Source organism: uncultured Thiodictyon sp. (assembly GCA_903837595.1).
GTDB lineage: Bacteria > Pseudomonadota > Gammaproteobacteria > Chromatiales > Chromatiaceae > Thiodictyon.
Genome location: CAILVI010000004.1, coordinates 1 through 10978, shown reverse-complemented (window position 1 = coordinate 10978; position 10978 = coordinate 1). Strand labels below are relative to the sequence as shown.

Below are 10978 nucleotides of genomic sequence, written 5' to 3'. Positions count from 1 at the left end.
GTGTCCCTCCGGCAAGGCTGCATGAAATCGCGTCCCTGGCCCGGTAGCGTAGGAGCCCCGTTTTTGGTGATCCGGAGGCTCTACGATGTCACTGTCACTCCCCGCCGCGGCCGATCTAGCGCAGACGGCCGCGGCCTTTGCCCACTGGCGTAGCACCACGTCGGCGGGCGCGCGCATTCCCGAGGAACTGTGGTCGCGGGCGGTTGAACTGGCCGCCCGCCATGGGGTGAGCAAGGTCGCCACGACGCTGCGGCTGGACTACGCCGGTTTGAAGCGGCGGCTGACGGCGCGGACAGCGCCCCCGCCGGTGCCCTGCGCGACGCCGCCGGCCTTTGTGGAAATGATGCTGGGCTTACCACCGTCGGGGCCGGGCTGCGTGCTGACCCTGTCCGACGCCCGTGGTCGTTCGTTGCGCATCGAGTGGACCGGGACGGCGACCGGGGAGGTCGCGACGGTGGCGCGCAGCCTGTGGGAGGCGGCGCCATGCTGGCCCTGACCCCGCAGTTGCGCGTGTTGGTCGCGACGGCCCCGGTGGACTTCCGCCAAGGCATTGATGGTCTCGCCCGGCGGGTGCGTCAGGTGTTGGCGGACGAGCCCATGAGCGGAGCGCTCTTCGTCTTTCGTAACCGGCGGGGTAGCGCCATCAAATTGTTGGTCTACGATGGCCAGGGCTTCTGGCTGTGTCAGAAGCGCCTGTCCGCGGGCCGCTTTGGGTACTGGCCGAGCGGGCCGCCGGGGCAGGTGCTGGCCCCCCAGGAACTGGCAGTATTGCTTGCCGGCGGGGATTGGCGCGCGGCGGCAGGGGCACCGGTATGGCGGGCGCTGACGCCGCCGGGCGGTGACACGGTGGCACACAGTACGCTATAACAGCATCCATGAGCACGCTGATCCAGCCCCGCCGGCACGTCGTGGCATGAGTCGACGCAAGAACCAACGCACCCCGCGGATGTCGGTCCCGATCGCGCGACTCGATGCCATTGTCGAGCGCACCCGCACCGAACCGTTACCCGCGCACGACCACGCCACCCTCAAGGCGGCGGTGGACACCTTGGCGCGCCTGACCGAGGAGCTGGAGACCACGACGACCACCCTGGAGCGGGTGCGCCGGCTGATCTTCGGACCCCGCACCGAGCGCACGGACACGGTCCTGGGCAAGGACCAGCCAGCGCCGACCGACGCTGCGGCGCCGCCCGCCGACGCCGCAGCACCTGGCGCCACCGACGGCGATGCCACGCTGCCGCCCCACAAAAAGACGCGCCGCGGCCATGGCCGCAACGGCGCGGACCAGTATCCCCGCGCCCCGCGCATCTCGGTCATCCACGCCAGCTTGAAGCAGGGCGACCCCTGTCCCGAACCCGATTGCACCGGCCGGGTCTCTGTCCAGCGCCAGGATCCGGCGGTCCTGGTGCGCGTCACCGGGGTGGCGCCCCTGCAGGCGCAGGTCTACACCCTGCAGCGGCTGCGCTGTGGGCTGTGCGGCACGGTGTTCACGGCCGCCCCCCCAGCGGGCATTGGCACGGCGAAATACGACGAGACGGCCGCCGCCATGATCGGGCTGCTGAAATACGGCTGTGGCCTGCCGTTTCAGCGCATCCAGTGCCTGGAGCAGGCGCTGGCCATCCCGCTGCCGACCACCACCCAATGGGATGTGGTCGCGGCCGCCGCGCCCTGCCTTGCCCCCGCGGTGGAGGAACTGGCCCAGCAGGCGGCGCAGGGCACGGTGCTCTACAACGATGACACCACCATGCGCATCCTCAAATTCACCGCCGAGGCGCGCGCCGAGGCGCTGCCCCCGGGGGCCGACGCTGAGCGCACCGGGGTGTTCACCTGCGCGGTGGTGGCCGAGACCATCAACGGCCCGATCGCCCTGTTCAAAACCGGACCCTGCCATGCCGGGGAGCATCTGGCGGAGATCCTCGCACAGCGCCACGACCCCGCGCCCCCGATCCAGATGTCCGATGCCCTGGCGCGCAATACCCCGGGGGCGCATCCCACCCAGGCCGCGTCCTGTATCCCCCATGGGCGGCGCAAGTTCGTTGAGGTCCATGACGCCTTTCCGGATGAGGTCGCCTTCGTGCTGGAAACCCTGCGACCCGTGTTCCACACCGACCAGCAGGCTCAGCAACAGGGGCTCGGCCCACACGCGCGCCTACGGCTTCACCAACAGGAGAGCGCCCCGCGGATGAAGGCGCTCCACGACTGGATGCTCAAGCAGTTCGAGACGCACGCCGTGGAGCCCAACTCTGGGCTCGGGCAGGCGATCCGCTACTTGCAGAATCATTGGGAGAAGCTGACGCTGTTCCTGCGCGTGCCCGGCGCACCGCTGAGCAACAACATCTGCGAGCGGGCGCTGAAGAAGAGCATCCTGCATCAGAAAAATTCGCTGTTTTATCGCACCTTGAACGGTGCCAAGGTCGGCGACCTGTTCATGAGTCTGATCCATACCGCGGAACTCCACCAGGTGGCACCGTTTGATTACCTGGTCGCCCTGCAGCGCCACGCCGCCGCGGTGGCACTCGACCCGCCGGCCTGGATGCCCTGGAATTACACCACGGCGCTGGCGCGCCTCGCCGCCGAACCCGCGCCGGACTGATCCCGCTTCGGATGAGGGCCGCCCGTGCGGGCGGCCTCCCTTCACACCGTCGCACCACCAACGTCCCGACCAGCATCGGCGGGGCGCGGCTGGCTTGTGATCGGGTAGGCAACGGCGCCAGACGCTGCCGGCTTGGTGTCGCCTGCCCGCCCGGCCAGCGACAACATCGCCCCTCCCGTTCGCCAAGGACGCGGGGCTCCCACGCTACCGGAACCGCATTCGGAATTCATGCAGGCTTGCCGGAAGGACACGACATTTCGATCCCGGTCGCCGACAGGATGATCAACACCAACAGGAAGATCAGTGCCGCAACGAAATAGACACCGCGGCTCTCACGTACAAAACTGATCATCGATCGCAGTTGCACAACGCTCACTGTCATTATCCTCAATAAAGTGAATCAATCCGCTCCGACTGGTCATCGCGATGCGGCATCCAGGCGGCAGGCAGGTCACGCGCCCCGAGCAGGTGCACCCGAAACGGCAAATCGCTATCCTCGAGATCCGCCCGCAAGGTCGCGAGCACCAGATCTGGCAAGGGTTCCGCGCCCATCACCACCAGATCCAGGTCCGAATAGCGCCAGCCCCGTCCGTTCACTCGCGGGCCGAAGGTTCGGACCTCGCGGTTCGCGATATACCGTGCAAGCAGCGCACGGCCGACCGTCGTGCTTATCCAGGTGCCTCAGTGGGCTGGTAGATGGCCTTTGCCTGCGTGGCCTTCTTGCTGGGTGGCTCATCCCACCAGCCGCTGGTCTGCCAGCGTGTGCGGATGTCCGCCAATGCCTGTTCCTTGAGGTCGGCATCTGGGATGGCCTGCCATTGTTGGGCCAGCCCGATACTGCGCAGGGTATCACCCTCGGGTGCCCTATTCTGCTGCATGAGCTTGGTTAGGGCGTCATCTACCCATTGGCAGCGTGTGCCGTCACCCCCGCCTGTGCCGTCGCCTCCAGCGGCGGTACTTGACGCACCGTCGCGGAAGTAGCCATAGCCCGCGCGGCGCTTAGCGCCAAGACCCGACTGAGTGAGGGTGGCGACGAGCATCTGCTCGGCCAGGTGCATCCAGCCCAGGGGCCCCTCGATAGCGAACAGAAAGGCACCGCGGACCGCGATCTGGGCGTTGGGGATGGGGCTGTCAAGATCGCTCGCCGGCGCCTCGCCTTCACTCCCGTAATACTCCAGGTGGTGCGTGGTGACCACCTCCTGGACCATCGGGGTGGGAGCGGAACCTGGTATCCACCAGGCATCGTGGAAGGTGAATACGCCCGCGAGTCCATCGGGGTGCTCGCCGCCGGGTTGCGGTTCGCTACCGAAGAGCTGATTGCAGACCGCTGAATGTGCCTGGCCGAATTCGGTCCCGCGGACGAAGGCGTTCACCGCACCCTTGACGCTCGACCCCATCAAATAGGGCACACCGTAGCTGTGGGAGATGGCGCAGCCGGTTTCGAGCATACCTCCCGCGGTGAGGCCGATGAACAGACGCGATTCGAGGTCAAGTCGTTTCGCGCAAAACCGCAGCCGATCACTCGTAATCGTGGACCAGCGGTTGAAGGCATTGACGTAGAAAGTGCCGGCCGGAATGGCGCAGATGTGCTTGATGTGCTGGGTCTTGCGCTCGCGTCCCTCATCGGTGGCGTCGTCGTACGCCTCGTAACCACGCTGGATGAGGAGCCCGGGGTGGGCATCCCGGGCGGCACGGTAGAGTGGCTTCAGCGCGGTGCGTATCAGTTGGGTCATCCGTGCGTCCCCCTGTCGTTATCCGTGTCGTCCTCCGCGGTGTTGTCTCCTGTCGCGCTGAGCCCCAGCACCCCTTGGACATAGCGCTTCTTATGGGCCGAGATGCATACAGCCATACGGGGTCTAGGGGTCAACTCACGAAACGGACAAGGTTGTACGGTCAGGACGCTACCTTTCGCACTGGCGAGGACTTACGTACGGCCGGGCCTCTCGACGGAGCCCAAGGACGGTGCTCGAAACGCGGCATGCCGACTAACTGATACGCGAACCGTTTTCGCGAAGAGACCTCCCCCAGGCCAGCACTTGCGCGGCGTCAATTCTCACGATGGCCACTCGAAAACCAATGTTTGCGAGAAGATCGCCGGCTACAGATGCGCGCCGGGTCTTACCGTCCGTGAAAAATAATACATAGTATTTGCACTCCCGCGTTGTGTGACTTAGGCTTCCGGATGAGTCCATCCGGATCCTCCATGGTGGTGTGCTTGGCGGCTCGCCACGCGGATTGACCTGGTGGACTTCTGAAATGGCAAACGTCGACTGACTCCCAGGCAGATCGGGGGGTTTCTCATCATAATTAGGGTTTCCCGCGTCGGCGGGGGGATACAACGATGCAGATCACCGGGATGCTTTGGGGGGCGAAGCTCCTTGATTATGTTGACTATCCAACCGCGGAGGTGCTGGGTCCGGACGCGACCGGCACGCAGGTCAAGGACCTGATCGACCGCTGGGGCAGTGTGCTGATCAAGCCTATCTTTAAGGGTGGCATCGGCAAAAAGGGCAAGTCCGGGTTGATTGGGCGGGCGACCGACCTGGCCACGGCCATGCGCGAGAAGGAGCGGCTGTTCTTCGTCGAGCACCGGGTCGGCAATCAAGTGGCCAAGGCCGAGGGCGTCACCTTCGAGGGTGCGGTCCCGGCCGAGCACGAGATCTATGTGTCGATCGCGGACGCGACCCGCTACCGTGCTCCGACGCTGACCATCACCCACCACGGCGGCGTCGACATCGAAGACCTGGCGCCCAACCAGATCGCGGCCATCCCGTTCGACGCCCTGACCGGCTTTAAGGGGTTCATCGTCGCCAATGCACTGGACAGCATCGACGCGCCGCGCGAGATCATCAGCCCGCTGGTGCAGCACCTGCCGAAGCTGTGGGACCTCTTCAACAACTACGGCATGAGTATGCTGGAGCTCAATCCGATCCGCATGATGCCGAACGGTCAGGGGCGGTTGAGCCCCGTCGCCTGCGACTTCAAATGCGCCTTCGACGGCGACGACCCGACCTGGCATCGGCTGAATCTGCCCGACAACCTGGAATCCGCGAGCTACTCTGGCTTTGAGATCGAGGTCAACGCGCTGCGGACCTACCAGGGCCAGTCGGACGTGTTCGTGATCAACGACCAGGGCACCATCACGGCCATGACCTTCGGTGGCGGTGCCAACGCGCTGGTCACCGAGCTGCTAGGAGAGGCGGGCAACATCTCCTCGGACTTCGGTGGCAACCCGCCGTACGAGAAGATGTACGACATCAGCCGCATCGTTTACAAGCACTGGCTCGCGCAGAGCAACGTGCTGTTCATCATCGGCGGCAAGGCCAACAACACGGACATCTACACCACCTTCCGGGCCATGGCCGATGCCTTGCGGGACTATTTCAACACCCACGGCCGGCGGCCACTGTTCGTCGTCGTCGGGCGCGGCGGGCCGAACCTGATCCGCGGCATGGCCTATCTCAAGGACACCCTCGACGGGCTCGGGCTGCCGTATCGGATGTTCGGCCACGACTCGGCCATGAGCGGCGTGGTCAATTACGCCCGCGACATCGACGCCTGGATGCGCACTGGGGGCCGCGCCGAGATCGCCCGCCAGATGGGCCTCTCAATTAACGAGTCAGCAATAGGCTAAACCACTAACGCGGCCCTGTCGTTGTCGTTGTCGTAGTCGGAATCGGATAAGCGATTCCTTCGGGCATGAGCAGCCCGACATTTTTCGGGTTTCGATGCCCTTGCGACAACGATTACGACAACGACAACGATTGTGTCAGTGATTAACCTGTTCTTGACGCGTTACTAACCACACGCCCGACCAACCCGCCCGCAGCACGAGATTCACTATGTCTGCCAACGACGCCCACTTCCTCGGCGCCATGCGCCGCCAGGGTATCCCCGAGTTCCCCCATTTTTTCGTCGGCAACGGCAACCTGGCCCAGTTCGCCACCCGCGACGACCGGGTGTGCGTGCTGAACATCCTCGGCAACGAGAGCCGCACGGTGACCCCGATCAGCCATACCTACTCCGGCGGCAACGTGGTCTGCGGCGTGCAGCCCGGGCGGTCCGGCTCAGTGCTGAAGACCGAGCTCAACGACATCCCGGTTTACAATACGGTCGCCGAGGCCCTGGAGGCCGGTCACCGTTTTAATGTCGCGGTCGTCTATGTCCCACCGGCCGGGGTCAAAGACGCGGTCATCGAGGCCGTGCGCGTCAACCCCGTGCTCACGCGCGTGGTGATCCTGACCGAGAAGGTACCGCTCAGCGATGCCCGGATCATTCGCCAGTACTGTCAGCTCCAGGGTGTCGACGTCTTCGGCGGCAACTGTCTCGGCATCGCCGACGCCCACCACCATGTGCGCATCGGCGGCGCGCTGGGCGGCACCCATCCGGCCGAGTCGCTGGTGCCGGGCACGGTCGCCATCTATTCCAACTCCGGCAACTTCACCACCACGATCGCCGTCTACCTGCTGACCGCCGGCTGGGGGACCACCGTATCGCTGTCGTCCGGCAAGGACGTCTATATCCACTTCGCGGCGGCCGAGTTCACCAACGCCTTCCACAACGACCGCCGCAGCCATGCCGCCGTGATGTACATCGAGCCCGGCGGCTACTACGAACGGGACCTGGTGTTTGAGAAACCGGTCATCGCCTGCGTGGTCGGGCGCTGGAAAGACCGGTTGACCAAGGCCTGCGGCCACGCCGGTGCGATCGCCGGCAGCGGCGACAATGCCGCCGCCAAGGAACGCTGGTTCATGGAAAAGCTCGGCGTCGCTGCCGTGTATACCGCTGACCACCCGGTCTTCTCGGCCAAGGGTGCGGTCGTCACCAACATCGCCGACATTCCGTCGGCCATGACCGCCGTCATGGCATTGAATCGCCGCCAACCGGACTTCGCGCCGATCGGCGACCTCTCGATGAAATGCTGGTTCGCCGATGACACCGGACTCGCGCTGCCGGCGGCGCTCGACGTCAAGGCGGTGCCGGCCGTCGAGCCCTACAAGGAGCAGATCGAGGCGGTCAACCGCCAGGTCGGCGTGATCCCGCCGCGGGAGGTCATGAAGGACGCCTCCGGGGCCTCCATGATGGACCCCCAGACGCAGATCACGCGCTTGCACGGCGCCAGCATCCTGGACCTGGCGACCCGCTCCTACGAGGAGAACCTGGTCCTGGCCTTGGTGCGCGAGTACCCCGACGACACCGGTCGCGCGCTCGCCAATGTCGTGCTGAACGCCTATGTCGATCTGCACGGCACGCCGCTGCTGGCCGCGGCGCACGCCGCCCGCGCGGCCGGCAGCAGCCCGAACACGGCGCTGTGCGCAGCGGTCGCGCTGCTCGGGCCGAACCTGGTGGAAGGTGCCCGGACGGCCGTGCTGACGCTGCTTGAAGTCTTTCGGCAATCGGGCATCACGGACCTGACCGATCCGAACGTCGCCATCGATGCCCGCATCGCCGCCACGACCGCGGAGCAGGCCGGCACCCTGCTCGCCGCCGAGCCGGACCCCTTGGCCGCGGCGATGCTCGCCGGTGCGCAGGCCCGCGGCGCGCTCGAGACCGCCATCCTGCGCTACCTGATCGACCTGGCCGCCGCCCAGGACCGCCACCCGAGCGCGGACGCCGTACTCGCCGCCATCTGCCTGCACCTCGCCTGGCGGCCGCTGCTGCACAAGCGGATCTCGGTGACGACCCTGGCCAACCTGCCCTGGCACCTGCGCGTCGCGGCGACGATGGTCGGCGCATCCGTGAACCCGGACCGCCAGACCGCGGACAGCTTCGGCGGCGTCCCGGTGCGCTCCCTGATCGACGACTGGAGCTTCACCGAGACCGCCTACCTCGCCCTGCTGGCGCACCGGCCCGATGCCGATGGGCGCTTTGCCTTCTCGGTGCTGCTCGGGCTCACCGCCTCGAACGGCCCAGGCACCATCTCGGCCCAGGGCGCCAAGGGCGGGGTCAGCGCGGACGGGCCGGAGATGCCCGAGCGGGTCCAGGTCAACAAGGGCTATCTCGGCTTCCTGAGCCACACCGGCTTTGCCCACGGCGGCAACGGCTTCGAGGCCATGCAGTTCCTGATCGAGCGCTTCAGCGGGCGCAACCTCGCCGATCCCGGCGATCCGAATCATGGCCTGGACCTGGTCCGTATCGCCGCCGACTATGCCGTCGACTTCAAGCTCAACAAGGCCAAGGCCAAGGCCGTCGGCAACCTGTCCTACGCCAAGATCCCGTGCGTCAACCACCCCATCTTCAAAGGCAAGGAGATCAATCTGGACCCCCGTGAAGTCTATGTCCGGGAGCTCTTCGAGTCGCGCGGCAGCTATAACGTCTTCCACGAGTTCTACCACGAGCTGGTCCATGCCCTGGCCAGCTACGGCGTCAGCAGCAACGTCTATTGCGTCAACATCGACGCAGTCATCGCCGTGATCCTTCTGAAGATCCTGTGGCGGCCCTACGTCGCCGGGGAGGTCGACGCGGGCTTCCTCGAATACGGCGCCTTCACCACCTTCCTCTACGGCCGCACCATCGGCACGGCCGCCGAGATCGAGGATCACGCCACCCGCGGTCGTAATATGGATACGCGCACGGCGGCGAGTCAGTGCCGGTTCGTCGCCTGAGAGGCCATCCGAGCCGGGGCGGCCGGGCGCGGCACGCGGGGGCCTTGATCATTATTCCGGCCCCCCCGCGAACATTGTCGCGGCCTGGGGGCCACTCCTACCCGCGTAGTCGTAGCCTGGATGGAGCGCAGCGGAATCCAGGTCTCCGCTGCAACCAACTGATTCATCGTGTATCTGCGAGGCTGCCCCCAGATTCCGCTGCGCTCCATCCGGGCTACATCGGGCACGCTCCGAATGCTTTCACAATCTCGGGAGCAGTGTCACGAGGGAGGGTGCGCCACACGCACTTTGATCAACATACACGGCTACCAGAAGGTCTGGAGTTCGAAGGCGCGATACTCGTCGAAGGCGGCGTCTTTGGTCATCAGGACCAGCCGACGCTGGATCGCCTGCCAGATCAGCATCCGGTCGAACGGGTCCTTGTGAGCGATGCGCGGCAGGCGATGGAAGCTGGCGGCCTCGTCCGGCGCCAGCGCCAACAACCTGTATCCCATGTCTTCCGCGATCTCCGGCAAGGCGTCGGGCAGGCAACCCGTGAGGGTCAGCTTGCCGATGCCCGCCTTCAGCGAGATCTCCCAGAAACTGACGCTGCTCACGTAGACCGGATTCTCGGCGTTCGCGAGTAGCGCCTGAGCGGCCCGGCTGAGCCGCTCGGGCGTGAACACGCTCCACAGGAAGCTGTGGGTATCCAGCAGGTAGCCGGTCATAGGCACAACAGGTCCTCGTCGGTGACTGCGAAGTCCTCGGCGATGTGGCAGGTCGCCTGTCCCCGCATGAGCCCGAGTGGGCGGACGGGAGGCGCGACCCGGGGTTGCGCGCGCGCACGCAGGAACAGGATGAAGTCCAGGGCCTCCTGGACCTGCTCCGGGGGCAGGCGACTGAGTTCGTCGAGGGCCTGGGTCTCAATGGCGGTTCTGGTCATGGCAAGGCGCTCCGGGGGTGAGGACGCTTAGGCCCATTATATGGCCAACTTGGCGATAGATGGGGGAGCCGCGCCGGCCGGGCGCGGCGGGCGCGGGCTACCCGCTGAAGCGTCGGCCTCCGGGTTGCGTCGGGGCTGGGCGGGTTTGGGCGGGGGCCTTGATCATTATTCCTGCCCCCCGCGAACATTCGTCGCGGCCTGAGGGCCGCTCCTACCCGCGTAGGAGCGGCCCCCAGGCCGCGACGGGTTGCCCCAAGCGCAGTTCTAGCCGAAGCGATGACCAAGGCCGCGAAACCCATCCGCCCCGCCGCGCAGGACCGGTAGCGCGAAGAGACGGCCCAAGCATTCGGTGCAGGCTGGGGTGACGAAAGAACCCCAGCGTTAGCCGCCGCGCAACTGCGGGATGCTGGGCCTCCTGCGTCGGCCAACCCACGCGCTTGTCGGCGCCCAATGCCAGGAAGCGGTGACACCAATCCACAAGGAGTTGCAAAGCGTCAACCGTTTGGCGAAACTCCCAGTCGGCAAGTTGCCCTTGGCTCGACAGGTTTTGGCGGTAGCCGGTCACCTGCCCGGCCGTCAGCCGGGACGGGACTCCGGGCGTAGCGCCTTCAGGAACGCCACGGCCCGGAGCAGGTAACAGGGCCGCATCTTCTCGGGTACGCTGCGGAGCATCAGTCGATCCAGGTAGCGGTCCCAGTTGGATGGGGTGCCGTCTTGGCGGCGGGGGGTGGCGGGGGTGGTGGCGATGGGCAGGTGCGAGGATGCTTGGGTACTAGACTTGATTCAGTCAAGTACATTAGTATCCTCGTACAATCTAGCCCACAAGCGGCCCGCGCGAGCCCAGGCCGGGTGCGGCCC

10 protein-coding genes are annotated in these 10978 nt (G+C 66.0%); 5 read left to right on the top strand and 5 right to left on the bottom strand.

Annotated features, from left to right (window positions below):
• Window positions 1–85 precede the first annotated feature (85 nt).
• From QZY44_RS00225 to QZY44_RS00215, 3 genes are read left to right on the top strand one after another with little or no spacing between them, the layout of a single operon-like run.
• A complete protein-coding gene (locus tag QZY44_RS00225) occupies window positions 86–496 on the top strand; it encodes a hypothetical protein (protein ID WP_295440581.1) in 411 nt (136 codons plus the stop codon).
• Window positions 484–867 carry an IS66 family insertion sequence element accessory protein TnpB gene (gene tnpB / locus QZY44_RS00220; RefSeq protein WP_295440579.1) on the top strand — a complete coding sequence of 128 codons (384 nt, stop codon included), beginning with the start codon at window positions 484–486 and terminating at the stop codon, window positions 865–867. The genes QZY44_RS00225 and tnpB overlap by 13 nt, the downstream gene beginning before the upstream one ends.
• 46 nt (window positions 868–913) lie before the next feature.
• Window positions 914–2593, top strand: a complete 1680-nt coding sequence (locus QZY44_RS00215) for an IS66 family transposase (RefSeq protein WP_295440577.1) — start codon at window positions 914–916, stop codon at window positions 2591–2593.
• Window positions 2594–2819: 226 nt separating this feature from the next.
• Here the strand turns inward: QZY44_RS00215 and QZY44_RS00210 are convergent, their stop codons facing one another.
• From QZY44_RS00210 to cmr6, 3 genes are all read right to left on the bottom strand, one after another.
• On the bottom strand, window positions 2820–2969 hold the full coding sequence (locus QZY44_RS00210; RefSeq protein ID WP_295440575.1) for a hypothetical protein: 150 nt from the start codon (window positions 2967–2969) through the stop codon (window positions 2820–2822).
• An 11-nt stretch (window positions 2970–2980) separates the two neighbouring features.
• On the bottom strand, window positions 2981–3145 hold the full coding sequence (locus QZY44_RS00205; protein ID WP_295440573.1) for a hypothetical protein: 165 nt from the start codon (window positions 3143–3145) through the stop codon (window positions 2981–2983).
• Between the two features lie 116 nt (window positions 3146–3261).
• Window positions 3262–4326 (bottom strand): type III-B CRISPR module RAMP protein Cmr6, encoded by a 1065-nt coding sequence (gene cmr6 / locus QZY44_RS00200; RefSeq protein WP_295440571.1) that lies wholly within the window; start codon window positions 4324–4326, stop codon window positions 3262–3264.
• A gap of 608 nt (window positions 4327–4934) precedes the next feature.
• Here cmr6 and QZY44_RS00195 point away from each other — a divergent pair.
• Window positions 4935–6227 carry an ATP citrate lyase citrate-binding domain-containing protein gene (locus QZY44_RS00195; RefSeq protein ID WP_295440569.1) on the top strand — a complete coding sequence of 431 codons (1293 nt, stop codon included), beginning with the start codon at window positions 4935–4937 and terminating at the stop codon, window positions 6225–6227.
• 208 nt (window positions 6228–6435) lie between these two features.
• Window positions 6436–9198, top strand: a complete 2763-nt coding sequence (locus QZY44_RS00190) for a CoA-binding protein (protein WP_295440567.1) — start codon at window positions 6436–6438, stop codon at window positions 9196–9198.
• 305 nt (window positions 9199–9503) lie between these two features.
• On the opposite strand, the gene QZY44_RS00185 is transcribed toward QZY44_RS00190, so the two are convergent.
• Window positions 9504–9905, bottom strand: coding sequence for a type II toxin-antitoxin system VapC family toxin (locus tag QZY44_RS00185; protein ID WP_295440566.1), 402 nt, complete (start codon window positions 9903–9905; stop codon window positions 9504–9506).
• Window positions 9902–10120: a DUF2281 domain-containing protein gene (locus QZY44_RS00180; protein WP_295440565.1), complete on the bottom strand. Its 219-nt coding sequence runs from the start codon at window positions 10118–10120 to the stop codon at window positions 9902–9904. The genes QZY44_RS00185 and QZY44_RS00180 overlap by 4 nt, the downstream gene beginning before the upstream one ends.
• Window positions 10121–10978 lie beyond the last annotated feature (858 nt).

Coding starts and splice junctions, on each gene's coding strand:
- QZY44_RS00225 (WP_295440581.1), top strand. CDS start 86: ATGTCACTGTCACTCCCCGCCGCGGCCGATCTAGCGCAGACGGCCGCG.
- tnpB (WP_295440579.1), top strand. CDS start 484: ATGCTGGCCCTGACCCCGCAGTTGCGCGTGTTGGTCGCGACGGCCCCG.
- QZY44_RS00215 (WP_295440577.1), top strand. CDS start 914: ATGAGTCGACGCAAGAACCAACGCACCCCGCGGATGTCGGTCCCGATC.
- QZY44_RS00205 (WP_295440573.1), bottom strand. CDS start 3,145: ATGGGCGCGGAACCCTTGCCAGATCTGGTGCTCGCGACCTTGCGGGCG.
- cmr6 (WP_295440571.1), bottom strand. CDS start 4,326: ATGACCCAACTGATACGCACCGCGCTGAAGCCACTCTACCGTGCCGCC.
- QZY44_RS00195 (WP_295440569.1), top strand. CDS start 4,935: ATGCAGATCACCGGGATGCTTTGGGGGGCGAAGCTCCTTGATTATGTT.
- QZY44_RS00190 (WP_295440567.1), top strand. CDS start 6,436: ATGTCTGCCAACGACGCCCACTTCCTCGGCGCCATGCGCCGCCAGGGT.
- QZY44_RS00185 (WP_295440566.1), bottom strand. CDS start 9,905: ATGACCGGCTACCTGCTGGATACCCACAGCTTCCTGTGGAGCGTGTTC.
- QZY44_RS00180 (WP_295440565.1), bottom strand. CDS start 10,120: ATGACCAGAACCGCCATTGAGACCCAGGCCCTCGACGAACTCAGTCGC.